Source organism: Kitasatospora sp. NPDC101183, from assembly GCF_044767945.1.
Lineage (GTDB): Bacteria > Actinomycetota > Actinomycetes > Streptomycetales > Streptomycetaceae > Kitasatospora.
In genome coordinates this window covers 43,514-66,734 of the sequence record NZ_JBIWOW010000035.1, presented here as the reverse complement: position 1 = coordinate 66,734, position 23,221 = coordinate 43,514, and the positions used below count along the sequence as shown (strand labels likewise).

Genomic DNA, 23,221 nt, shown 5'->3' with positions numbered 1-23,221 from the left:
CAACCGCTCACCCGCAGGCGCCTTGACCTGCCCCACCCTCGCCACACCACAACCAACGAGGCTCAGGCACCAAAGTCACCGGCATTGGTTCTAGGAGAACAGGCGGCGCCAGGTGTCCGGGCCGGGGTAGCCGTCGGCCTCCGCGCCCGTCCAGCCCTGGGCCTGCTGGAAGGCCTGGACGTTGCGGCGGTCGCTCTCGCTCCACTGCGGGCCGGGGCCGACGCTGTACGCGCCGCCGTAGCCCTTGGCGACCAGCCGCTCGCCCAGCTGGCGGACGTGGTCGTTGTTCTGGCCCGGGCCGAAGTACTGCGCCCCGGGGAAGGCCGGCGCCCCCGTGGTGGGCGGCGGGGGCAGCGGGGCGCCGCCGTCGATGTTGCGGCCCTTGCCGCCGACCAGGTAGGCCCAGGTGTCCTTGCCGGGGATGCCGTCCGCCTCGCTGCCGCGCCAGCCCTGGGCGAGCTGGAAGGCCTGGGTGGCCTTGCGGTCGGCCTCGCCCCAGCGGGGGCCGGGGCCCTCGGAGTAGAACCGGGAGCCGCCGCGCTGCACCAGCATCTGGCCGAGCTTGGTCACGTACGCGTTGTTGGCGCCGGGGCCGAACTTGTCCGCGCCGGGGAAGGCGCTGGAGGAGGTGCCGTCGCTGCTGCCGCCGGACAGGCCGGTGTAGCGGTAGGGGACGTAGCCGGAGGAGTTGTTCCAGTACGCGTACGGGGTGGAGCGCTTCTTGGTGCCCGGGGAGGTCTGCTCGTAGGCGACGTACTTGGTGCGGGAGGAGTCCGTCCAGCCGCCGAAGATCGTCACGTGCGAACCGGCCTGGGGGTTGGACGGGTTGTTGTAGATCAGCACGTCGCCGGGCTGGAGGTCGTTCTTGCCGATCCGCTCGGCGAAGTCCGGCAGGGTCCAGGTGGTCTGGCTGGTGCCGAGACCCCAGGCCATCGAGACGAAGCCGGAGCAGTCCTGGCGGTAGCCGTCGGACCAGTAGCGGCTCATGCTGTACGGCACGCCCTGGTCGACCCAGGTCTGCGCGCGCTGGAGGATCTGGGCCCGGGTGACGGGCGCGGCGGCGGCGCGGGGGGCGGCGAAGGTGCGGGGCTGGGCGCCGGGGGCCTGGCCGTACAGGCCGCTGACCTCGCCCTGGGGGGACTGCGGGGTCTGGGAGCTGGTGCTGCCGCCGCTTCCCGCGCCGGGGGACGGGGCGGCGGTGGCGGTGCCGGCGGCGGCCGCTCCGCCGCCTATCGCGGTGCCGACGGCCGCCATCACCACGGCCGCGCGGCGGCGCAGGCTGCGGGAGGCGGCGTGGCCGCCCTCGTGGACGGGGGCGGCGTGCAGCCGGGCACGGCGGCGGGCGCTGCAGCCCCCGCATATGCAGTCCTCGGCCGGTTCGATCTCGTCGAACACGGGCAGTGCGGACAGGGGGTCGGTAAGGGTCATGCTCCGCCTCTTTCCTGCGGTCTTTCCTGGTCACGGCCTGACGGCGTGACAGGAGTGGCCTTCCCGGGCCGGTTCCGCTGTCACCGGGACCAAAGTCCCAAAGCGGGCGGATCGGGGCGCGGCGGATTGAGCCGAGCGGGTGACAACCAGTTGGCTCCCGGGCGTGGCGCGGGACGGGCGGAGCAGGTAGTAGCCGTACGAACCTGATGCGTGATCAGTGGGGGCCTGGCGCCGGGATCAGTGAGGGATGGCCGGGGAGAACTCCGGGTCCGTCCAGGTGAGCGGGGTCGCGTCGGCGATTTCCAGCACGCCGGTGACGGCCAGTTCGACCATCCGCTCGGCGCCGGGGGCGGCCCGCCGGGCCTCCTCGGACCAGTCGGTGCGGGCCTCGCCGGTGACGAGCAGCGCCCCGCCGCTCTCCCAGTCGGGCAGCAGCAGGCCGGCCCTCGGGTCGAGCTCGAGGTTGCCGAGGGTGAGGAACATGCTGTTGCCCGGGTACTCCGGCCAGCGCAGCCGGTCGGGCGCGACGGCCTCCAGGAAGCCGGGCAGGCCGCCCCGGTGGGAGGCGTCCACGCTGCCGTCGGGGCCGGTGGTGGCGACGAAGAAGGTGTCGGCGGTGGCGGCGGCGAGGCGCTGGGCGGTGGTCAGCGCGGGGCCGGAGGCGACGGCGCGGGGCGGGCCGGCGGCCGGGCGGTCCAGCGGGGTGCGGCGCTGGATGTACTTGGGGCAGTTGGCGACCACCTCCTCGGCGGTGATCTCCAGGGCGCCGCGGCCGTCGGGGCGGGAGCGGCCGTTGAGGCGCATCCGGCGGCGGCCGGCGGCGTCCAGGGCGATGGTGCCGACCCGGGCCGGGCGGGCGAGCGCCTCGGCCAGCGGGTCGGCGGCGGCCGGGAGGGCGGCGACGGTCATGGTGCGGTCGTCGGGGGCCCGCAGGAAGCCGGCCGGGCCGGCCAGCTGGGTGGCCCAGATCCGGCCGTCGAGGTCGGCGGCGGCGAGCACCAGCGTCCGCCGTTCGGCCAGGAAGGCGGCGGCCACGGCCGGGACGGTGGTGCGGATGGAGCGGCCCGCGTGGTCGGCGCGCTCGGTGCGGCCGGCCCGGGCCTGGGCGGCCCGCTCGCCGGGGTGGTAGGGCGTGGTGGCGGTCGTCATGGTGCGTGCGCTCCCTTCGCGGCCGGGCGTCCGATCTGGAGGAAGGTTTAGAAGAACCCGCAGGTCGGGGCGCCGGTGGTGGGGGCTTCGGCGCCGGTGCCGTCCACGCCGGTGCGGGTGTAGATCTCCAGCCGGATGCCGTCCGGGTCGGTGAAGAAGACGCCGCCGGAGGCGGAGCCCTCGCCGTGCGGGACGACGCCGTCGTAGGCGAACTCGGCGCCGAGCTCGCGCAGCAGGGCCTCGGCGGCGCGGACCTCGTCGAGGCCCTCGACCTCGAAGGAGAGGTGGTGCAGGCCGGGGGTGCCGGTGGCGAAGGCGCCCTCGCTCTGCTGCCAGAGGGTGAGGACGAGGCGGCCGTCGAGGCCGAGGAAGGCGTAGCGGCGGCCGTCCTCGGTGCCCTCGCTGACCAGGTCGAGGCCGAGGACGGCGCGGTAGAAGGCGATCGAGCGGGCCAGGTCGGTGACGTTCAGCCCGATGTGGCCGGTCTGCAGGGACTTGAGCGGGGCGATGGTGCCGGACATGCCTGATCACTCCTGGAGCTGGGCGGCTCCGGCGGCGACTGCCTAACCGGTATCAGCGACTTTAGGGGTTAGGTGATGGGGCGTCAACCGGTTCGGAGTCGTACGGGGGTTAGGAGTCGGGCAATGGAAAAGCCCCGTCGAACCGGGGTTCGACGGGGCTTCGGGGGCGTGCGGCCGGTCAGGACCACTCCCACCGGATGCCGATGTGGCCCGGCTGCTGGTCCGGGGCCAGGACGTGGGCGCTGGCGGAGGCGCCGATCCAGAGCTGCTCGCGGCGGTGGTCGACGTCGGCGCCGACCTCGCGGTCGTAGCGCTCGCAGTGCGCGGGGACGGCGGCCGGGTCGAAGTGCACCTGGAGCACGTACTCGCGGACCGGGGTCGCGAAGCGGCGGCTGTACTCGGTGGTCGGGCCGCCGGGCGGGATCTCCACCTCGTACTCGAAGACGGTGCTGTCGCCGAGGCCGAGCGGGCGGTCGAGCATCAGCTCGGCGACCGTCAGCCCGGCCTCCGGGCGGCGGCGGACCCGGCCGAGCCGGCCGTGCCGCACCGAGGTGACCTCCGGGCAGCCGGCGGCCTCCTCGTCGGCCATGTGGACGACCAGGCAGCGGCCGACGCCGCCGACCGTGGCGCGCACCACCTGGCGCATCCGCAGCAGGTTGCCGCGCCGCTCGGCGTCGACGTAGTACGAGTCGTGGATGCTCAGCCGCTCCAGCTCGCCGGCCGGCGGGGCGTCCAGCTCGGCGAAGATCGCCGCGATGTTCGCCTCCCCCGGCCAGACGTCCTCCAGGCCGAGGTGGCAGGTGTTGGCGGCGGCGGCCCAGCGCCCGCGCGGGCGCGGCGGGCCGAGCAGGGCGGACAGGGAGCTGTGCGGCAGGCCGAGCAGCTCCTCCAGCAGGTGGACGGCGCGCAGCGAGCTGGCCCGCTCGGGCTGGCTGCGGCCGCGGCGCCAGTAACTCAGCGTCGTGACACTGACCCTGACGCCCCGTCCGGCCAGTGCGGCGCGGATGCGGTCCAGGCTGAGGCCGCTGGCCTCGATGGCCAGGTTGAGGGCGTCTGCGAAGCCCCCGGCCGGGGCGGGACGCCCGCCGGGCGGCACCAGGACGGGCGCTGCGGCGGGGGCTGGGACGGGGGGACGGACGGTAACGGGCGGGCCCGGGGCCTCCGGGCGCGATCCGACCAGTCGGAGTCGCGCGGAGTCCTGAGGCTGCTGTGCGGCCATGCGGTGACCCTCCCCACCAGGTGAATTCGGTGGGACCTGGTCGACGCCGGGGTGCGCCGCCCGCGGCTTCACCGAGCTTTGGGGAACCCTATGCACGGCTGAGAGGCTACGTCATCAGCCGCGCGTATGACAGGGGTCACGACAGGTCGACCACAGGGTTATCGATCTTGAAACAGCCCGGAAACAGGACACCGCCGGGGCGGGCCACTCGGGCGCCGCCCCGGCGGGGGCATCGGTGGTGCGACCGGCGGGTGGTCAGCCGACGTTCAGGGCGACGTCGTCGATCACGAAGCTGGTCTGGTTGGAGCCGTCCTCGGTGCCGGTGAACTTGAGGGTGACGGTCTGGCCGGCGAAGGAGGTCAGGTCCACGGTCTGCTGGACGTAGCCGGAGGCCGCGTTCACGTTGGACCAGGTCTTCACCGTGGTGGAGTTGGCCTGGAGGGTCAGCTTGTCGTACGCGGTGGTGCCGGTCTCCGCGGTGTCGATGTGGAGCCAGAAGGTGAGCGTCGCGGACTTGCAGCCGGTCGGGACGGAGACGGTCTGCGACAGGGTGTCGGTGTGGGCGGTGCCGTAGCCGTCCAGCCAGGCCTTCCAGCTGCCGGAGTGGGCGGGCTCGGAGGAGCTGTTGTCGATCACGCCGGAGGAGGCCGTCCACGGGGCGGCGGTGCCGGTCTCGAAGCCGCCGTTGCCGATCAGCTGGGCGGCGGTGCAGCCGCCGGGCGGCGGCGGGGTGGTGCCGCCGCCGAGGAGGGCGGTGGTCAGCTGGTCGGCGACCGGGGAGCCCCAGCCGGTGACCTGGTCGTAGCCGGTGCCGGCCGAGTAGTCCTGGTTGGCACCGGTGGTGACGTCGTGGAACGCGCTGCCGTAGCTGCTGCTGTTGGCGACGGAGTACAGGCGCGGGCTCGCCTCGCCGAGGACCGGCTTCCCGGCGGCCTTGGCCTTCTGGTTGAACTGGGCCGCGTAGCCCGCCCACAGCGGCGCGGCCGCGCTGGTGCCGCCGTAGACGTTCCAGGCGCCGGCCGTGTAGATGGCGAAGCCGCTCGCCGGGTCGGCGTTGGAGGAGACGTCCGGGACGGTGCGCATGGTGCCGCTGACGCCGGTGCCGGTCTGCCAGGACGGCTTGGCGAACACGGTGGAGACGCCGCCGCCGGCGGTGCTCCAGGCGGACTCCGAGGAGTAACTGGTGCCGCTCACCTGGAGGTTGGTGCCGCCGACGCCGGTCTGGTGCGGGCTGGAGGCGGGGAAGTCGACGGCCTTGACGGTCGAGCCGCTGGTGGAGCGGGTGCAGTCGCGGGAGCCGTCGTCGCCGGAGGCGGAGAAGATCGAGATGCCCTGGGCGGCGGCCTGCTTGAAGGCGTTGTCCACGGCCGTCATCGAGGCGGCGGTGGTGTCCGGCTCGCAGGAGCCCCAGGAGATGGAGATGACGGAGGCGCGGTTGTCGGCCACGATCTTGTTGGCCATGTCGATCTCGCCCTGGTCGCTGTTGGGCGCCTCGTAGACGAGCTGGGTGGCCTTGGGCGCCACGCCGCGGACGATCTCGCTGTCCAGCTCGACCTCGCCCTGGCCCTGGCCGGGGGCGCTGTCGTAGTTCGCGCCGTCCACCGAGACCGTGCTGACGGCCGGGCCGCTCAGGCCGTACTGCGAGTCGTACGTGGTGAGGTCGTTGGACGTGTAGCCGTCGAACTCCCAGAGGGCGACGGTGGTGCCGGTGCCGTCGGCGCCGGTCTTGTTGAGGTTGTAGGCGCCGTCGTACTGGGACGGGCCGTAGCCGCTGGGGCTCGCGGTGGCGGCGTGGGGCGTGACGGAGTTCGGCTTGGCCAGGCGGTTCTTGCGCACCGCGTGGTTGTCCAGGCCGCTGACGCCCTGGACCACGGCGGCCAGGTCGGAGGGGATGGAGGCGGCGGCGTCGTTCGCGAAGAAGGCGCGCTGGAGCTGCGGGTCGACGTACGCGCTCTCGTGGGTGGCGAAGGCCTGCGAGATCTGCGCGGCGTTGCCGCGGGCGCTGACGACCTGGCGGTTGGCGCTGACCTCGGTGACGGTCAGGCCCTGGCCGGCCAGGTAGTCCTTGACCTGCTGGACGGCCTCGCGGGTCGGGCCGAAGCGCTCGGTGAACTGCTCGGGCGTCAGGAACCTCCCGTACTCGGGGGTGCCGGGGGTGGCGACCGCGGCGAGGAAGCGGTCGAGGCCCTCGGTGTCGCGCAGCTTGAGGCTGACGGCCACGGTCATCTGCTGTTCGGAGGGGACGTCGCCCTTCTTCTCCGAGTGGGCCACCGCCGGGTTCACGGTGTTCGGGAGGGCGACGCGCGGGGCGGCGCTGGGGGAGGCGGCCTGCGCGGCGGGGATGCCGAGCGAGACGGCGGTCAGGGGCAGCACGGCTATCGCCGCGGCAAGGGCGAGGGAGCGGGGGCGCAAGGGAACTCCTCCTCGGCCGGCTGTGGGGGCCGGCTAGGGGCCACGCGTTCCGGGGTGTTCTGAACGCTGGTCAGAACATGACAGAGCAGGTCAGGGATGTGGCCCATGCCCGGGCAATTGATTGACAAAGAACAGTCAACTGTGGACATGCCAACGACTTTGGGTCTTATTCAGTGAATGGATCCCGTTCTTCAACAGGTCCAGACCGGTCCCGGGGCCCGGGCGGGCCCGTTGAACCGGCGCGAGCGGAGGGGGCAGGATGGCCGGTGTGACCCCCGACCCCCGCGACCCCCGCCCCCTGATCGGCGAGCCGCTCGCGCTCGACCTCCTCAACACGCGCTGGGCCGGAACGCCCCTCAACGACCTGCTGGACGGCGTCCCGGGGTACGGGATCTGGCTCTCCTCGAACGGCCTCGACGGGCGCTGCGCGGCCGACCCGGCCGGGCTGGAGGCCGTCCTCGGCGCCCGTGAGGCGCTCGCCTTGGCGTTCCAGGACATCAGCGGGAAGGGCGAGTTGGGCCCCGAGGCCCGCGCCGGGCTGGACGCGCTGCTCGACCACGGCCGCCTGAGGCGCACGGCCGGCCCCGGCGGGCCCGAGGAGCGCATCGAGACGGACGGGCCGCAGTGGCTCGCGCCCTGGCTCGTCGCGGACGACCTGCTCGGGCTGCTGGCCCAGGGGGCGGCGCGGATCAAGCAGTGCGCGCACGAGGCGTGCGTCCTGCACTTCTTCGACGCCTCGCAGAACGGGCGGCGGCGCTGGTGCCGGATGGCGGTGTGCGGGAACCGCGCCAAGGCGGCCCGGCACTATGTGAAGGCGAGGGGCTGAGCCCGGTCCCGCGCCCGTGCGGCGCGGGACCGTGGAGCGTCGGTCCCCCTGTCGTTGCGTGCGTCAGTCGCGGGCGCCGAGCCACTCGGTGAGGGCCTCGCGCAGCTCGCCGTGGCCCGGGTCGACGGCTCCCCAGGCGACGTAGCCGTCCGGGCGGATCAGCAGGACGGTGTCGCGCAGCTTGCCGTGCGGGTCGGCCGGGGCGGCGGTGACCAGCCCGTCGGACCAGGGGGCGGCGGCCGTCGGCTCGTCGTTGCTGACGAGGACGAACTTCCCGGCGCGCAGCGCCTCGTAGAGCCGCTCGGGGCCAGCCGGCTCGCCCTCCTCGGGCCGGGTGAGGGCGGTCAGCCTCAGGTCAGGGACGCGCTTGCCGACCTGGGGGTGGGCGTCCTTGGGCGCCGGGTAGGAGATGCCGATGCCGGAGACCGTACGGGCGCCGCGCTCGGCGACCGGGTCGAGGTGGCTGCCCAGCGCGGTGAGGGCGCCGCGCAGGGCGCGGGTGGGGGCGGACTCGGCGAGGGCGATGCGGATCAGCGCGCCCGAGGTGCGCAGGACCGTCTTGCCGACCGGGTGCCGCTCGCTCTGGTAGGTGTCCAGCAGGGCGTCGGTGGCGTGGCCGCGCAGGGCGGCGGCGAGCTTCCAGGACAGGTTGGCGGCGTCCTGGAGGCCGGTGTTCATGCCCTGGCCGCCGGCCGGGGAGTGGCAGTGGGCGGCGTCGCCGGCCAGGAAGACGCGCCCGGAGCGGTAGTTGGGCGCCTGGCGCTCGTCGCTGTGGAAGGTGGAGCTCCAGCGGACCTCGCCGATGCCCAGGTCCTCGCCGAGGGCGTCCTGGGCGACGGCGGCGAGCTGCTCGGCGGAGGGGACGGCGCCGTCCGGGGCCTTCTCGTTGCGGTCCCAGGCGATCAGCCGGTACCAGCCGTCGCCGAAGGGGACGGTGAAGGCGAAGCCCTTGGCGCTCGCTCCGGCGGTGATGCCGTCGGCGGGCTCGTTGGCCAGGCGGACGTCGGCGAGCATCACCGAGTCGACCACCGCCTCGCCGGGGAAGGGGATGCCGAGCAGCTCGCGGACGGCCGAGTGGACGCCGTCGGTGCCGACGGCGTACCGGGCGCGGTGGACGGAGCCGTCGGCGGTCTCCAGCGTCACGGAGTCGGTGTCCTGGCGCAGGCCGGTGACCTCGGCGCCGCGCAGCACGGTGGCGCCGGCCTTCTCGGCGCGCTCCTGCAGCAGGCGCTCGACGTTGTACTGCGGGGTGATCAGCACGAACGGGAACCGCGTCGGCAGGGTCGAGAGGTCGACGCCGAAGCGGCCGAACAGCCGCAGCTCGGTCAGCGGGCGGCCGGTGGCGATGAGGGCGTCGGCGAGGCCGCGGGCGTCGAGGAGTTCGAGGCTGCGGGCGTGCACGGCGAAGGCGCGGGTGAGGTTGGACTCGGCGCCGCGCTTCTCCAGGACGGTGACGCCGACGCCGGCGGCGGCGAGGTCGCCGGCCAGCAGCAGCCCGGTGGGCCCTGCACCGACGATCAGGACGTCGGTTTCGGTCGTCGGCTTCACGGACATCTGTCAGCTCCCGGTGTTCGGAGGGCGGTTGGACGCCGTGTCCGGCGTTCTCCCAGCCTCCATCATCGCGGGCGCCGCGCACGCTGTGAACCGCCGGGCCCCCGGTGGCCGGGAGGCACCGGGGGCCGGACGCGAGCGGGGCTCAGCTGGGGCGGCGGATCTCCACCGTGCGGAACCGGTTGGCGACGAACGCGCCGTCGCAGTACGCGGCGTTGGCGGCCGGGTTGGCGCCGGTGCCGTGCAGGTCGGAGAAGGCGGCGGTCTGGTTGGGGTAGACCGCGCCCGTCAGGTTGAGCGAGAGCGAGACGCCGGCGTCCAGGACGGCGGCGACCAGGGCGGCCTCCACCTCGGGCGAGGTGGTGTAGCCGGTGGCCGTCATCGCGCCCTTGTCGCGGACGGTGGTGCGCAGCAACTCCACGGCGGCGGCGGCGGATTCGACGGCCACGGCGAAGGAGACGGGGCCGAAGCACTCGCTGCGCAGCACGGTGCGGTCGTCCGGCTTGTCGGCGTCCAGCTTGACGAGGGCGGGGGTGCGCAGCGTCGCGCCGGGGAACTCCGGGGAGGTCACCGCGCGCGGGGCGAGGGCGAGTTCTCCGTACTCGCCGCCGGCGGCCGCGGCCGAGCGCTGGAGCACGCCCGGGTTGACCACGGCGCCGAGGATCGCGCAGGCGCGGGCGTCGTCGGAGAGCAGGCCCTCGATGGCGGCGCCGAGGTCGGCGACGACCTGGTCGAAGGACTTGTCGCCCTGGTCGGTGGAGATGCCGGTGCGCGGGATCAGCAGGTTCTGCGGGGTGGTGCACATCTGGCCGCTGTAGAGGGAGAGGGCGAAGGCCAGGTTGCCGAGCATGCCCTTGTAGTCGTCGGTGGAGTCGATCACCACCGCGTTGACGCCGGCCTTCTCGGTGTAGACCTGCGCCTGGCGGGCGTTCTCCTCCAGCCAGTCGCCGAAGGCGGTGGAGCCGGTGTAGTCGATCAGCCTGACCTCGGGGTGGACGGCGAGGGCCTGGGCGACGGTGCCGCCCTCGTGCTCGGCGGCCAGGCAGACCAGGTTCGGGTCGAAGCCGGCCTCGGCCAGCACCTCGCGGGCGGTCCGTACGGTCAGGGCGAGCGGCAGGACGGCGCGCGGGTGCGGCTTGACCAGGACGGGGTTGCCGGTGGCGAGGGAGGCGAACAGGCCCGGGTAGCCGTTCCAGGTGGGGAAGGTGTTGCAGCCGATCAGCAGGGCGAGGCCGCGCGGGACGACGGTGAACTCCTTGGTCATCGTCAGCGGGTCGCGCTTGCCCTGCGGCTTGGTCCAGGAGGCCCGCTGCGGCAGGCGAGTCTGCTCGGCGTAGGCGTAGGCGACGGCCTCCAGGCCCCGGTCCTGGGCGTGCGGGCCGCCGGCCTGGAAGGCCATGCCGTACGCCTGGCCGGTGGTGTGCATCACGGCCTGGGCGAACTCGTGGGAGCGGGCGTTGATCCGCTTCAGGATCTCCAGGCTGACGGCGGCGCGCTCCAGCGGGGAGGCGGCGGCCCAGGCGGGCTGCGCGGTGCGGAGCGCGGCGATCAGGGCGTCCGGGGCGGCGTGCGGGTACGTCACGCCGAGCTCGACGCCGTACGGGGAGGCCTCGCCGCCGACGAGGTCGCCGTCGGTGGGGTGGCCGTCGAGGGCGAAGGGCTTGCCGAGCAGGGCGTCGAAGGCGGCCTTGCCGTCCGCCGGGCCGCTCTCGCCGTAGGCCTTCGGGAACTCGGGGTACGGCGACCAGTAGTCGCGCTTGGCGGCGGCGTCGAGGGCGGCGTCCAGGGTGGCCTGGTGGCGCTCGACCAGCTCGGCGACGAAGGGGTGGGTGACCGCTGCGGACATCGGTGCGCTCCTCAGGAGGGAGGAAGGGGACACGTCACAGAGTAACCGAACGATCGGTCGGCGAAAGGGGGCGTGGGGGACGGATTCCGGGAAGCGCGAAGGGGCGTGTCCGGATCGGACGCGCCCCTTCGGGCCGGGTTCGCGCGGTGCCGTCAGGCATGCTCCACGGCTTTACGGCACGCCGGTTTACGGCACGCCGAGTTCGAAGATCATGTAGCCGCCGTACCAGCCGGAGGCGATCGCCCCGGTGCCCAGGATCGTGGCCAGCACCGGCCAGCTGAGCTTGCGCATCCCGATCGCCAGCGGCACGAACAGCGGGAACGCCGGCAGCAGGTAGCGCGAGACGTTGCCGAAGATGCCGAGGCTGCCGAGCACCGAGACGATCGTGGCCAGGGTGTAGGCGATCAGCACCAGCGGCGGGCGCAGCCGGATCAGCAGGGCCAGCAGCACGGGCAGGCCGAGCACGATCAGGGTCGCGAAGAGGTCCGGCACCGGGAAGGCGAACGGGTAGTCGGAGCGGCCCAGCAGCACGCCGCGCATCGCGGCCCAGGTGCCCTGGCCCCAGTCGAAGTAGTGCAACCAGGCGTCGTGCTGCAGCCGGAAGTAGCCGCCCCACTCGCCGGTGCGCCAGCCGACCCACGCCACGTAGCCGAGCAGGCCCAGCGGGGCCAGGAGCATTCCGGCCAGCGGGCGCAGCACGCCGCTCTCGCGCCGCCACAGCTCCACCAGCGCGGCCAGGCCCACCGCGCCGATCAGGGCGGCGGCGGTCGGCCGGTTGAGCCCGGCGACCAGGGTGATCGCCCCGGCCGCGACCCAGCGCTTGGTCATCACGCAGTAGCAGGCCCAGGTGGCCAGGGCGACGAAGGTGGAGTCCGAGTAGATCGCCCACTCGGCGCCGGAGCCCGGGGCTATCGCCCAGATCCCGGCCGCGATCACGCCCGCCCGGTTGTCGCCGGACAGCTTCTCCACCACGGCGTAGATCCCGGCGGCGGCGAACAGCGAGGCCACGACCGAGACCAGCATCCCGGCGCCGTACAGGCCGAGGCCGGTGACGTCCGAGGTCAGCCGCATCAGGCCCGGGTAGAGCGGGAAGAAGGCCGCGGAGTTCTGCTCGACCGTGAACCCGGTGGTCGCGCCGGGGACGGCGACGAGGGCCGGGTGGTAGCCGAACTGGGCGACCTGCTGGTACCACCAGCCGTCCCAGCTGGCCAGGACGTCCCAGGGGTTGGTGCCGCCGCCGAAGCGGGCCGGCTTCTTCGCGTACTCGCCGGAGAAGGAGAGCAGCTTCATGAAGACGGTGAAGCCGATCAGCTTGAGCAGGGCGTAGCACCAGACGGCGGGGCCGAACCGGATCACCAGGGCGCGGCCGCGGTCCTGCCACGTGGCCTCGGCGGCCGCCGGCTCCCCGCCGCGCTGCTCGGGGGCGTCGGAGGCGACTGCCGGTATGGGGTTCATCAGCCGTGGCTCCAGCTCGCTGGACGTGGAGGATCGTCCGCAGAGTCTAGGCGTTCCGCTCAGATCGTCCAGGGAGTGTCTCCACCGTGGGACGGCGGCGGACCCGATCGCGTGCGGGGCCGGGGCGGCGGGGATACTCGGAGGATGGCCGATCACACCACGCGCACCGCCTACACCGTCGAGTCGCTGCTCGCGGTGACCGTCGACGTGTTCAACGAGCGCGGCTACGACGGGACCTCGATGGAGGACCTGTCGCGGGCGGCCGGGATCTCCAAGTCGTCCATCTACCACCACGTGCGCGGCAAGGAGGAGCTGCTGCGGCTGGCGGTCGGGCGGGCGCTGGACGGGCTGTTCGCGATCCTCGCCGAGCCGGCGGCCGTCCAGGGCCCGGCGGTGGAGCGGCTGGAGCACGTGGTGCGGCGCACCGCGGAGGTGCTGCTGGAGGAGCTGCCGTACGTGACGCTGCTGCTGCGGGTGCGCGGCAACACCGTCACCGAGCAGTGGGCGCTGGAGCGGCGGCGGGAGTTCGACCACCAGGTGGCGGAGCTGCTGCGGGCGGCCGTCGCGGACGGGGCGCTGCGGGTGGACGTGGAGCCCCGGCTGGCGACCCGGCTGCTGTTCGGGATGATCAACTCGATCGTGGAGTGGTACCGACCGGGTCTGAAGGCGGCGGACGGCGTGGCCGACGCGGTGGTGCACCTGGCCTTCGACGGGCTGCGCGCCCGTTAGTCGGGCGGGACCTGGTCGGTCTCCTCGAAGATCAGCATGGTGCGGGTGCCGAGCACCTGCGGGATGGACTGGATGCGGTTGAGCACCAGCTCCCGCAGGGCGTGGTTGTCGGCGGTGTGGACGAGCAGCAGCACGTCGAAGTCCCCGCCGACCAGTGCGATGTGGGCGACCCCGGGCAGCTCCAGCAACTGCTCGCGCACGGTGCGCCAGGAGTTCTGGACGATCTTCAGCGTGATGTACGCGGACGCGCCCTGACCGGCCCGTTCGTGGTCCACCCTGGCGGTGAAGCCGCGGATGACGCCGTCCTCGACCATCCTGGAGATCCGGGCGTAGGCGTTCGCCCGGGACACGTGCACCCGCTCGGCCACCGAGCGGATGGAGGCACGGCCGTCCTGCTGCAGCAGCCGCAGGATCGACCGGTCGACCCGGTCGAGTCTGGACATCTGTTCAGCCGACATGACCCCCCACACCCGACGATTGGACGCACTGCCACCAGTCGACCGTTCCTGCGGCCGAATGTCCACCACCTTGTCACGCTTCTGGTCAAGATGAACAGACGACCGAACAATCGGTAGGGAGCCCCCGCCACCCTCAGGAGGTGCCCCGAGATGACCGTTCTCGACCACAGACACCACACGGGCGTCCCCGGCTGGCTGCCCGGGGCCACCGCCCCGCGCACCGACCCGGCCCCCTTCCTCCCGGACGTCTCCCCCGTCCGCTCGATCGGCACCCCCGCGCTGGAGAAGCACGACCCCGCCCTGCTGCGGGAGCTGTACCGGCGCCTGGTGATCGGCCGCCGCTACAACCAGCAGGCCACCACCCTCACCAAGCAGGGCCGCCTCGCCGTCTACCCGGCCTCCACCGGCCAGGAGGCCTGCCAGGTCGCCGCCGCGCTGGTGCTCGGCGAGAACGACTGGCTCTTCCCCAGCTACCGCGACACCCTCGCCGTGGTCTCCCGGGGCGTCGATCCGCTGGAGGCGCTGACCCTGCTGCGCGGCAACGCCCACACCGGCTACGACCCGCGCGCCACCCGCACCGCCCCGCTCTGCACCCCGCTCGCCACCCAGGCCCCGCACGCCGTCGGCCTGGCGCACGCCGCCCGGCTGAGCGGGGATCCGCTGGTCGCGCTCGCCATGCTCGGCGACGGCGGCACCAGCGAGGGCGACTTCCACGAGGCGCTGAACTTCGCCGCCGTGCTCGGGGCGCCGGTGGTCTTCCTGGTGCAGAACAACGGCTACGCCATCTCCGTCCCGCTCAGCGCGCAGTCCGCCGCGCCGACCCTGGCCCACAAGGCCGTCGGCTACGGGATGCCCGGCCGGCTGGTCGACGGCAACGACGCGCCCGCGCTGCACGCCGTGCTCACCGAGGCCGTCGAGCGCGCCCGCAGCGGTGGCGGCCCGACCCTCGTCGAGGCGCTCACCTACCGGATCGAGGCGCACACCAACGCCGACGACGCCACCCGCTACCGGGACGAGCCCGAGGTGGCGGCCTGGCGGGAGCACGACCCGATCCTGCTGATGGACCGCGCGCTGCGCGGACTCGGGCTGCTGGACGACGAGCTGGTGCAGCGGGCGGCCGACGAGGCGGAGGCACTGGCGGCCCGGATGCGGGCGGAGTTCCACGTGGAACCAGAACTGGATCCGATGGCGCTGTTCACCCACGTCTACGCCGAGCAGACCCCTCAGCTGCGGGAACAGGCCGCCCAGCTGGCCGCCGAGCTGGACGCGGAGGTGTCCGAGTGATGGGTACGGCCGCTCCCGCCCGTACGGCCGGCACGCGTACGGCCAGCATGGCGCAGGCGCTCAACTCGGCGCTGCGCGACGCCATGCGCGAGGACCCGGCGGTGCACGTGCTCGGCGAGGACGTCGGCGCGCTCGGCGGGGTCTTCCGGATCACCGACGGCCTGACCGCCGAGTTCGGCCCCGACCGCTGCCTGGACACCCCGCTCGCCGAGGCCGGCATCCTCGGCACCGCGATCGGCATGGCGATGTACGGGCTGCGCCCGGTGGTCGAGATGCAGTTCGACGCCTTCGCCTACCCGGCGCTGGAACAGCTGTTCTCGCACGTCGCCAAGATGCGCAACCGCACGGCGGGGCGGCTCCCGCTGCCGATCACCGTCCGCATCCCGTACGGCGGCGGCATCGGCGGGGTCGAGCACCACAGCGACGCCTCCGAGGCGTACTACACGAGCACCCCCGGCCTGCACGTGGTCACCCCCGGGACGGTGGCGGACGCGTACGGGCTGCTGCGCGCCTCGATCGCCTCCGACGACCCGGTGGTCTTCCTGGAGCCCAAGCGGCTGTACTGGGGCAAGGCGGAGTTCGACCCGGCGGCGCCGGTGGAGCCGATCGGCCGTGCGGTGCTGCGGCGGCCCGGCACCTCCGCCGTGCTGATCACGTACGGGCCCTCGCTGCCCGTCTGTCTGGAGGCGGCCGAGGCGGCCCGGAGCGAGGGCTGGGACCTCGCGGTGCTGGACCTGCGCACGCTGGTGCCCTTCGACGACGAGACGGTCTGCCGGGTGGTGCGCTCGATCGGGCGGGCCGTGGTGGTGCACGAGGCGAGCGGCTTCGGCGGCACCGGCGCGGAGATCGCCGCGCGGGTCACCGAGCGCTGCTTCCACCACCTGGAGGCGCCGGTGCTGCGGGTCACCGGGTTCGACGTGCCGTATCCGCCACCGATGCTGGAGCACCACCACCTGCCCGGGGTGGACCGGATTCTGGACGCCGTCGCCCGGCTGCAGTGGGAGGACCGAGGATGATGCCCGTCGTGCGGGAGTTCCGGCTGCCCGACCTCGGTGAGGGGCTCACCGGGGCGGAGGTGGTGCGCTGGATGGTCGAGGTCGGCGAGGTGATCGCGGTCGACCAGCCGGTGGTGGAGGTGGAGACGGCCAAGGCCGTGGTGGAGGTGCCCTGTCCGTACGGCGGGGTGGTGACGGCGCGGTACGGGGAGGTCGGCGAGGAGGTCGCCGTGGGCGCGCCGCTGGTGACGGTCGCGGTGGCGCCGTCGGGCGGCTCCCCCGCCCTGGACGTGGCGGTGGAGGTGGAGCGGCCGCTGGTGGGGTACGGGGTCGCGGAGAGCCGGGGAGCGCGGCGGCGTCGGGTCGGTGCTGCTGCCGTCGTCGCCTCCGTTGTCGAGGCGGCTCCGGTGGTGCCCGTGACGGTTCCCGCCGTGGTGCCGGTGATCTCGCCGCTGGTGCGGCGGCTGGCCCGGGAGCAGGGGGTGGACCTCGCGGGGCTCGCGGGCAGCGGGCCGGACGGGCTGATCATGCGGGCGGACGTCGAACGGGCTGTCGCGGCGAAGGGAGCGGCGAAGGGGGAGGCGAAGGGGGCGGCGTCTGCTCCCACGGGAGAGGTCGTCCCGCTGCGCGGGCTGCGCAAGGCGGTCGCGGAGAAGCTCGGCCGCAGCCACCGGGAGATCCCCGCCGCCACCTGCTGGGTGGATGCCGACGCCACCGAACTGATGGCGCTGCGACGGCAGTTGAACGCCACGCCCGGGCCGAAGGTGAGCGTGCTGGCGCTGCTCGCCCGGATCTGCACCGTGGCGCTGGCCCGCTTCCCGGATCTCAACTCCAGTGTGACGGAGGATGGTTCGGGCATCCTGCGGCACCGCGCGGTGCACCTGGGCTTCGCCGCCCAGGGCGAGCGCGGCCTCGTCGTCCCGGTGGTGCGGGACGCGCAGGCGCGCAGCACCGAGCAACTCGTCGAGGAGCTGGGCCGGTTGACGGAGGCGGCGCGGGCCGGATCGCTGACACCGGGCGAACTGACCGGCGGCACCTTCACGTTGAACAACTACGGCGTGTTCGGGGTGGACGGCTCCACGCCGATCCTCAACCACCCGGAGGCGGCGATGCTCGGCGTCGGCCGGATCGTCGCCAAACCCTGGGTGTTCCAGGGGCAGTTGGCGGTGCGCGAGGTCACCCAGCTGTCGTTCACCTTCGACCACCGGGTCTGCGACGGCGGGACGGCCGGCGGCTTCCTGCGGTTCGTGGCGGACTGCGTGGAGCAGCCGGGGATGCTGCTGCGGCAGCTGTAGGACGCGCTGCGGTCGCCCTGGGTGTGCTGCTCGGCACACAGGGCGACCGCAGATCGAGTGAGAGTAGCGCGTTCCGGGGCCGGGTGTCCGGGCTTCGCGCGATTTGTCGGATGAGCAGTTCGCGCATGCCACGCTGCCTAGGCGCCAGCAGGAGAAGAAACCAGGTGATGGCGCTGGTCGGCCGGAGGCGAAACGATTCTCTTGGGTACTCGAAATGTCGCGGTGAAGTCCCGCAGAACGCTCCTGATCCGCACCGGGCACGGCTCGGCGGGGGTCTCCTCCGTCCCGGGCCTGCCGGAGGCGGCCCCGGCGGCGGCACCGGTCGAGCCGGAGCCCGACCAGTCCGTCCAGCCCGCGTACACCTCGTACCCGGAGCCGCCGGCCCACCCGCCGGCCGTCCCCGCGCCCAGCTACCCCGAGCAGCCCGCGACCACCGGCAGCGGCACCGGCACCGCCCCTGCCTTCCAGCCGCTGTTCGCCGACGCACCGGGGCTCAACTGGGCCGGACCCGGTGACAGTTGGAGCAACGCCTGGTCGGCGCCGCCCGTCGCCGAACCTGTTTCTCCGGCGCGGGTCGCGGCCCTCGCCGTCGGTGCGGCCGTCGAACTGCCCATCACCGCCCGGGACATCGAGCTGATCCGGGCCAGCCTCGCCGTCGTCGAGCCGGTCGCCGACCGTGCCACCGCGCACTTCTACGCGCTGCTCTTCCTGCACCACCCCGAGGTCCGCCCGCTCTTCCCCGCCGCGATGGACGTCCAGCGCGACCGCCTCTTCCGCGCCCTGCTGGCCGCCGCCCGCGGCGCCGAGGACCCGGTGGCGCTGCGCGCCCACCTCGGCGGGCTCGGCCGGGGCCACCGCCGCTACGGCACGCTGACCGGCCACTACGCGCCGGTCGGGGAGTGCCTGGTGCAGGCCCTCGCCCGGTACGCGGGCGGCCGGTGGGACGCCGACACCGAACTGGCCTGGCGCCGCGCCTACCTGCTGATCTCCACCATCATGATCGAGGCCGCCGAGGAGGCCGCCCTCACCTCCCCGCCCTGGTGGCAGGGCGAGGTGGTGCGCCACGAGCGGCCGACCCGGGACGTCGCGGTGGTCACCGTCCGCCCCGACCAGGCCTACCCGTACCGCGCCGGGCAGTACTGCAGCCTGGAGACGCCCTGGTGGCCGAGGGTCTGGCGGCACTACTCCTTCGCCTCCGCGCCCCGCCCCGACGGGCTGCTGACCTTCCACGTCAAGGCCGTCCAGGCGGGCTGGGTGAGCAACGCGCTGGTGCACCGGGCCGCGCCCGGGGACGTCCTGCGGCTCGGCCCGGCGGCCGGCACCATGACCGTCGACCACCGCGCCGGGGCCGACCTGCTCTGCCTGGCCGGCGGCACCGGCATCGCGCCGGTCCGGGCGCTGGTCGAGGAGGTCGCCGCCCACGGCCCGGTCGGCGGCCGCGTCGTCGAGGTGTTCTACGGGGCCCGCGGCGCCGCCGACCTGTACGAGCTGGACGGGCTGCGCCGGCTGGCCGCGCGCCACCCCTGGCTGACGGTGCGCCCGGTGCTCTCCGGCACCGGTCCGGCCATGGGCGCGCTCACCGGCGAACTCCCCGAGGTCGTCGGCCGGTTCGGCCCCTGGCCGGGCCGGGAGGCACTGCTCAGCGGCCCGCCCGCGATGGTGCGCCGGGGCGTCGCGGTGCTGCTGGACGCGGGGGTGCCGGCCGAGCGCATCCGGCACGACCTGGTGGGGGAGTTGGCCTAGGGCCTATGCGAGGTCCAGGGCCTAGGCAAGGTCGGGAGCGAGGAGGGCGCGGACGCCTTCGATGTTGGCCGCCAGGTACGCCCGCAGGCGGGGCGGGACGATGTTGACCGAGGTGACCCCTTCGCGGGTGAAGGGCAGCCGGACCACCTCGTACTCGCCGTTGGGCTCGTCCACCTCGGGCCCGTGGCGGCGGCTGAGGTCCATCGAGGCCAGCCGGCACACGAAGAAGTGCTGCACCTTGACCCCGTGCGGGTGCAGCAGCGTCCCGTCGTCGTGGTGGGTGTGGCTGATGGTGTCGACGAAGGCGGGCACCACGTCCACGACCGTGCCGCCGAGCTCCTCCGACACCTCGCGGTGCAGCGCCTCGACCACCGTGCGGTCCTCCCGCTCCACCCCGCCGCCCGGCGTGATCCAGTACGGGTGCGGGGAGCCGGGCCGGACCCTGCGGATCAGCACGATCGAGGCCGGGCCGTACGGGTCCTCGCGGTCCAGCTCCAGCAGGATCGCGCGGGCGGTGCGCTTCACGACCGGGCGCGGTGGCGGAGTGCGGTTGTCGGTGCCCATGGCCACCTCCGGGGCGGGAGCGTTGTGCGGGAGTCTCCCGCGCGGGCGCGGCGTCGAAACGCCGACCCGGGTGGGTGCGTCCGTTCGGGCCGCCGCTGTGCTGCAATGGGCAGCCGCCGGACGAAGCGGAGCCTGCGCTCCGCCTCTCCCGGCTGGGCGCGGACCGGTGCGACGGACTGGGGCGGGGGGCTGGGGTGGCCATGGAGCAGAGCGCGGAACCGCCTGGGAGCGGTCCGAGACGGACGGCGCACGGCCCCGCACCGCGGCCGGCCGACCGGGGCCCGACCCTGATCGGCTCCGTCCAGCGGGCCCTGCGCCTGCTGGAGGCGGTCGGCGGGTTCCGGCACGGCGCCACCGCCAAGCAGCTCGCCCGCACCGCCGGCCTGCCCCTGGGCACCGCCTACCACCTGCTGCGCACCCTCGCCCACGAGGGCTACCTGCGGCGGGTGGACGGCCGGTTCCACTACGGGGAGTCGGTGAACGGCATCGGCCGCGCCGACGACCGGCAGGCCGACGGGCTGGACCTCCGCGGCGGGATGCGCCGACTGCGGGACGAGCTCGGGGCGGCCGTCTACTTCGCCCGCTACCAGGACGGCGAGGTGCAGCTGGTCGAGATAGCGCAGGACGAGGCCCGCCCGGCCGTGCCGCCCTGGGCGGACCTCCGGGCCACCGCGCACGCCCACGCCATCGGCCAGTGCCTGCTCGGCCAGCTGCCCGAGGAGGAGCGGCGCGACCACCTCGCCCGCCACCCGCCGGTCGGCCTCACCCCGTCGACCTTCACCCGGGACGCCGCCGTGCTGCGCCGGCTCGCGGCGCAGCGGCCCACCATGCCCGTCCTGGAGCGCCAGGAGTACGCGCTGGGCACCGTCTGCGCGGCCGTGCCGATCACCATCGGCCCGGTGGTCGCCACCATGGCGATCTCCCTGCCGGTGGAGCAGGCCGACCGGTTGACCACGGCGGCCGGCCAACTGCGGCGCAGCGTCGGGGCGATGAGCCGGACGTTCGTGCTCTGACCTTGGGGGCAGGCGCTCTTGACAGCCCGTCCGCCCGGGGTTCACGCTCGTTCACCATTTGAAAAAGCACACCTTGTCCATGACCTCCCCAAACGTGGACGATGAAGGTCGAATGTGGACTGGTTGCACGAAATCGTGGATCTACTGCACGAAACCGTCGAAAACATGCCCGGCCGCCGGCGGGACGGAGGCGTCCCGCGACCGGGCAGAGTGAGAGGTACTGGCGCCATGCAGCACAGCACGACCGTCCAGGGCCACCTGGCGATGGGTCTCGTGGTCTCCCCCGAGCTCACGTTCAGCATCGTGGTCGACCTGGAGTACGCCCCCGGCGACCCGTACGCCGTCCGCTTCACGTTCCACCTGCCCGGCGACCAGCCCGTCACCTGGGTGTTCGCCCGCGAGCTGCTGCTGGACGGCCTCAGCAGGCCCTCCGGCGAGGGTGACGTGCACATCCACCCCTACGGTGAGGAGCTCACCGAGGTCTGCCTCGTCCTGCGCGCACCCGGCGGCGACGCCGTGCTGCGCTCCTCGGCGGCGCCGCTGATCGCCTTCCTGGCGCGCACCGACCGGCTGGTGCCGATGGGGCAGGAGATCACCACCCGCGAGCTCGACGCCCAGCTCGCCGACATCCTCAGCGGCCGGGGCCACGCGGGGTGAGCGGTGGGGCCGACGCGACGGAGGGGCCCGTACCCGGTGGACGTACCCGGGCACGGGCCTCAGGGCCTCAGGGCCGCGCGTCGGCGCACGGCGGGCGGTCAGTCGTCGTCCAGGGCCAGGTGCAGGCCCCAGGACACCAGGCTGATGATCAGCGCGCCGATCAGCGCCGATCCGAACCCGGTGACGTGGAAGTCAAGTTCGAGCTTGTGCGACGCCCACGAGGTCAGCAACAGCATCAGGGCGTTGATCACGAAGGTGATCAACCCCAGTGTGAGGATGAACAACGGGAACGAGAACAGCTTCACCACCGGCTTGATCAGCCAGTTGACGACGCCGAACACGACCGCGACGCCGAGCACCGTCAGCGCCTTGTGCTGCCAGTCGGCCTTGCCCTGAGCGAGCTGGATGCCGCTGACGATCCAGGCGGCGACCCAGATGGCCGCCGCGTTGATCAGTGTCTTGATGACAAAACCCTTCATGCCGCCCAAGCCTGGCAGGAGCCCGGCCCGGTGGGAAGCTCCCACCGGACGAGTTGGTGTTGAATGCCCCTGGTCCCGGAGGTGGACGACGCGGTGCCGAACGGAGGGGTGCGACGGTGAAGCTGTTCCGGCTGGACGAGTTGGACGCGGAGAGGGCGGCCAACGACGGCGCGTACCTGCGGTTCCTGCGCGAGCCGCGGATGTCCGCCGGGCTGTACGCGCTCCCGCCGGGCGCGACCGACACCCAGACCGCGCACGACCAGGACGAGATCTACCAGGTGGTCAGCGGCCGGGCCGAGCTGACGGTGGGCTCCGAGACGGCGGCGGTCGGGCGCGGCACCGTCGTGTACGTGCCCGCCGGCACCCCGCACCGCTTCCACCACATCACCGAGGAGCTGCGGGTGCTGGTGGTCTTCTCGCCGCCCGAGGACTGACCCCCGTAGGGTCGTTCGCATGACCCGTACCCTGACTGATGAGCTCTGGGCGTCGATCGAGCCGGTCTACGCGGAGATCCTCGCCCACCCCTTCCTCGGCGGCCTCACCGACGGCACCCTCCCCCGCGAGGCGTTCCGCCACTTCGTCGTCCAGGACTCGCACTACCTGCGCGACTACGCCCGCGCGCTCGCCGTCTGCGCGGCCAAGGCGCCCGGCGAGGAGGACGTCCGGGCCTTCGCGGACGACGCGGTCGGCGCGCTCGCCGCCGAGCAGGGCATGCACGCCGAGTTCCTCACCGCCTTCGGCGGCAGCGCCGACCGGGCCGCCGCCGAGCCGGTGCTGCCCACCACCCGGGCCTACACCAGCTACCTGCTGGCCACCGTCTACGGCGGCTCCTTCGCCGAGGCGCTCGGCGCGGTGCTGCCCTGCTACTGGATCTACGCCCGGGTCGGCGAGGCGCTGCTCGCCCAGGGCTCCCCCGACCCGCTGTACGCCAAGTGGATCGCGACGTACGGGGACGAGGCCTTCCAGTCGGTGGTGCGGCGGGTGCTGGCGCTCACCGACCGGATCGGGGAGGAACTGTCCGAGGCCGAACGGCGCCGGATGGTCGAGCACTTCACGACCACCTCGCGGTACGAGTGGATGTTCTGGGACGCGGCCTGGCGCGGGGAGCGCTGGCCGGTCTGACCTGCGCGGGGGCCGTCGTCACGGGCTCGCGGGCCCGTTCTCGGGGTGTTCGTCGGGGGTCACCCCGGGGGCCGGGGTCGGGGTGATATCGGGGTTCTCTCCGGGCCGTTGGGCCTCGTTCCGGCGCAAGTGTCACCGTACGATCGAAGTACCGAAAGCAAGCGGGATGCGGCACCGGACGGCAGCCGGCCCGAGGGGAGAAGAGGAACCGACATGGCTGAGTTCTGGAAGTCGCTGCCCTCCTGGGTGCGCAACATCGTCGTTCCGGTGCTGGTGCTGATCCTGGCCTGGAACATCATCGGCTTCGTGTTCGGCATCGTCGGCGCGGTGCTGAGCATCGTGATCAAGCTGCTGGTGGTGGTCGGCATCGCCGCCGCCGTGGTCGTCCTGGTGAAGAAGGCGGCCAAGAGCTGAGCCGCCGGCCCGACCGACCGCGCCCCTGAGGCCCGGCCCCCGCACCCGGGGAGCCGGGCCT

Annotated in this window: 22 protein-coding genes; 11 read left to right on the top strand and 11 right to left on the bottom strand. The window is 73.6% G+C overall.

The features are described 5' to 3' along the window. Positions 1 to 90: 90 nt before the first annotated feature. From ACIRRS_RS34345 to ACIRRS_RS34325, 5 genes are all read right to left on the bottom strand, one after another. On the bottom strand, positions 91 to 1,428 hold the full coding sequence (locus tag ACIRRS_RS34345; protein ID WP_402979560.1) for a peptidoglycan-binding protein: 1,338 nt from the start codon (positions 1,426 to 1,428) through the stop codon (positions 91 to 93). 237 nt (positions 1,429 to 1,665) lie between these two features. Beyond that, the gene (locus tag ACIRRS_RS34340; protein WP_402979557.1) at positions 1,666 to 2,577 is read right to left on the bottom strand and encodes a pyridoxamine 5'-phosphate oxidase family protein; all 912 of its coding nucleotides are present in this window, start codon (positions 2,575 to 2,577) and stop codon (positions 1,666 to 1,668) included. A gap of 47 nt (positions 2,578 to 2,624) precedes the next feature. Continuing rightward, positions 2,625 to 3,098, bottom strand: coding sequence for a VOC family protein (locus ACIRRS_RS34335; protein WP_402979555.1), 474 nt, complete (start codon positions 3,096 to 3,098; stop codon positions 2,625 to 2,627). Positions 3,099 to 3,276: 178 nt separating this feature from the next. Further along, a complete protein-coding gene (locus tag ACIRRS_RS34330; RefSeq protein WP_402979552.1) occupies positions 3,277 to 4,317 on the bottom strand; it encodes an XRE family transcriptional regulator in 1,041 nt (346 codons plus the stop codon). A gap of 255 nt (positions 4,318 to 4,572) precedes the next feature. Then, positions 4,573 to 6,729, bottom strand: a complete 2,157-nt coding sequence (locus ACIRRS_RS34325) for a protease pro-enzyme activation domain-containing protein (RefSeq protein ID WP_402979549.1) — start codon at positions 6,727 to 6,729, stop codon at positions 4,573 to 4,575. A gap of 268 nt (positions 6,730 to 6,997) precedes the next feature. On the opposite strand from ACIRRS_RS34325, the gene ACIRRS_RS34320 reads away from it, so the two are divergent. After that, a complete protein-coding gene (locus ACIRRS_RS34320; RefSeq protein WP_402979547.1) occupies positions 6,998 to 7,555 on the top strand; it encodes a CGNR zinc finger domain-containing protein in 558 nt (185 codons plus the stop codon). A gap of 63 nt (positions 7,556 to 7,618) precedes the next feature. On the opposite strand, the gene ACIRRS_RS34315 is transcribed toward ACIRRS_RS34320, so the two are convergent. From ACIRRS_RS34315 to ACIRRS_RS34305, 3 genes are all read right to left on the bottom strand, one after another. Further along, positions 7,619 to 9,109 carry an FAD-dependent monooxygenase gene (locus ACIRRS_RS34315; RefSeq protein ID WP_402979544.1) on the bottom strand — a complete coding sequence of 497 codons (1,491 nt, stop codon included), beginning with the start codon at positions 9,107 to 9,109 and terminating at the stop codon, positions 7,619 to 7,621. A 142-nt stretch (positions 9,110 to 9,251) separates the two neighbouring features. After that, the gene (gene paaN / locus ACIRRS_RS34310) at positions 9,252 to 10,952 is read right to left on the bottom strand and encodes a phenylacetic acid degradation protein PaaN (RefSeq protein WP_402979532.1); all 1,701 of its coding nucleotides are present in this window, start codon (positions 10,950 to 10,952) and stop codon (positions 9,252 to 9,254) included. A 186-nt stretch (positions 10,953 to 11,138) separates the two neighbouring features. Continuing rightward, the gene (locus tag ACIRRS_RS34305) at positions 11,139 to 12,407 is read right to left on the bottom strand and encodes a hypothetical protein (RefSeq protein ID WP_402979521.1); all 1,269 of its coding nucleotides are present in this window, start codon (positions 12,405 to 12,407) and stop codon (positions 11,139 to 11,141) included. 144 nt (positions 12,408 to 12,551) lie between these two features. Here ACIRRS_RS34305 and ACIRRS_RS34300 point away from each other — a divergent pair, with 144 nt between their 5' ends. Next, on the top strand, positions 12,552 to 13,136 hold the full coding sequence (locus tag ACIRRS_RS34300; RefSeq protein WP_402979510.1) for a TetR/AcrR family transcriptional regulator: 585 nt from the start codon (positions 12,552 to 12,554) through the stop codon (positions 13,134 to 13,136). On the opposite strand, the gene ACIRRS_RS34295 is transcribed toward ACIRRS_RS34300, so the two are convergent. Next, on the bottom strand, positions 13,133 to 13,579 hold the full coding sequence (locus tag ACIRRS_RS34295; RefSeq protein WP_402979507.1) for an Lrp/AsnC family transcriptional regulator: 447 nt from the start codon (positions 13,577 to 13,579) through the stop codon (positions 13,133 to 13,135). The two genes, ACIRRS_RS34300 and ACIRRS_RS34295, sit on opposite strands and share 4 nt — an antisense overlap. Before the next feature lie 165 nt (positions 13,580 to 13,744). Between ACIRRS_RS34295 and ACIRRS_RS34290 the strand changes: the two genes are divergently transcribed. The 4 genes from ACIRRS_RS34290 to ACIRRS_RS34275 all read left to right on the top strand — a co-directional run bounded on the left by ACIRRS_RS34290 (position 13,745) and on the right by ACIRRS_RS34275 (position 18,911). Next, the gene (locus ACIRRS_RS34290) at positions 13,745 to 14,878 is read left to right on the top strand and encodes a thiamine pyrophosphate-dependent dehydrogenase E1 component subunit alpha (protein WP_402979505.1); all 1,134 of its coding nucleotides are present in this window, start codon (positions 13,745 to 13,747) and stop codon (positions 14,876 to 14,878) included. Further along, on the top strand, positions 14,878 to 15,894 hold the full coding sequence (locus ACIRRS_RS34285; RefSeq protein ID WP_402979503.1) for an alpha-ketoacid dehydrogenase subunit beta: 1,017 nt from the start codon (positions 14,878 to 14,880) through the stop codon (positions 15,892 to 15,894). Before ACIRRS_RS34290 ends, ACIRRS_RS34285 begins: the two co-directional genes overlap by 1 nt. Continuing rightward, positions 15,894 to 17,168, top strand: a complete 1,275-nt coding sequence (locus tag ACIRRS_RS34280; RefSeq protein WP_402979566.1) for a dihydrolipoamide acetyltransferase family protein — start codon at positions 15,894 to 15,896, stop codon at positions 17,166 to 17,168. Before ACIRRS_RS34285 ends, ACIRRS_RS34280 begins: the two co-directional genes overlap by 1 nt. A gap of 222 nt (positions 17,169 to 17,390) precedes the next feature. Next, complete coding sequence (locus ACIRRS_RS34275) at positions 17,391 to 18,911, top strand: globin domain-containing protein (protein ID WP_402979500.1); 1,521 nt, start codon at positions 17,391 to 17,393, stop codon at positions 18,909 to 18,911. A 21-nt stretch (positions 18,912 to 18,932) separates the two neighbouring features. Here ACIRRS_RS34275 and ACIRRS_RS34270 read toward each other — a convergent pair whose 3' ends face one another. Beyond that, positions 18,933 to 19,475 carry an NUDIX domain-containing protein gene (locus ACIRRS_RS34270; RefSeq protein WP_402979497.1) on the bottom strand — a complete coding sequence of 181 codons (543 nt, stop codon included), beginning with the start codon at positions 19,473 to 19,475 and terminating at the stop codon, positions 18,933 to 18,935. A 200-nt stretch (positions 19,476 to 19,675) separates the two neighbouring features. Here ACIRRS_RS34270 and ACIRRS_RS34265 point away from each other — a divergent pair, with 200 nt between their 5' ends. Both ACIRRS_RS34265 and ACIRRS_RS34260 read left to right on the top strand, forming a co-directional pair. Then, positions 19,676 to 20,488 (top strand): IclR family transcriptional regulator, encoded by an 813-nt coding sequence (locus tag ACIRRS_RS34265; RefSeq protein WP_402979494.1) that lies wholly within the window; start codon positions 19,676 to 19,678, stop codon positions 20,486 to 20,488. 228 nt (positions 20,489 to 20,716) lie between these two features. Next, positions 20,717 to 21,145, top strand: coding sequence for an SsgA family sporulation/cell division regulator (locus ACIRRS_RS34260; RefSeq protein ID WP_402979491.1), 429 nt, complete (start codon positions 20,717 to 20,719; stop codon positions 21,143 to 21,145). 98 nt (positions 21,146 to 21,243) lie between these two features. Here ACIRRS_RS34260 and ACIRRS_RS34255 read toward each other — a convergent pair whose 3' ends face one another. Next, positions 21,244 to 21,624, bottom strand: coding sequence for a phage holin family protein (locus tag ACIRRS_RS34255; RefSeq protein ID WP_402979563.1), 381 nt, complete (start codon positions 21,622 to 21,624; stop codon positions 21,244 to 21,246). A 116-nt stretch (positions 21,625 to 21,740) separates the two neighbouring features. Here ACIRRS_RS34255 and ACIRRS_RS34250 point away from each other — a divergent pair, with 116 nt between their 5' ends. From ACIRRS_RS34250 to ACIRRS_RS34240, 3 genes are all read left to right on the top strand, one after another. After that, positions 21,741 to 22,058, top strand: a complete 318-nt coding sequence (locus ACIRRS_RS34250; protein WP_402979488.1) for a cupin domain-containing protein — start codon at positions 21,741 to 21,743, stop codon at positions 22,056 to 22,058. 19 nt (positions 22,059 to 22,077) lie between these two features. Next, the gene (tenA, locus tag ACIRRS_RS34245) at positions 22,078 to 22,746 is read left to right on the top strand and encodes a thiaminase II (protein ID WP_402979485.1); all 669 of its coding nucleotides are present in this window, start codon (positions 22,078 to 22,080) and stop codon (positions 22,744 to 22,746) included. A 213-nt stretch (positions 22,747 to 22,959) separates the two neighbouring features. Next, complete coding sequence (locus ACIRRS_RS34240; protein ID WP_402979482.1) at positions 22,960 to 23,160, top strand: DUF5326 family protein; 201 nt, start codon at positions 22,960 to 22,962, stop codon at positions 23,158 to 23,160. Positions 23,161 to 23,221 lie beyond the last annotated feature (61 nt).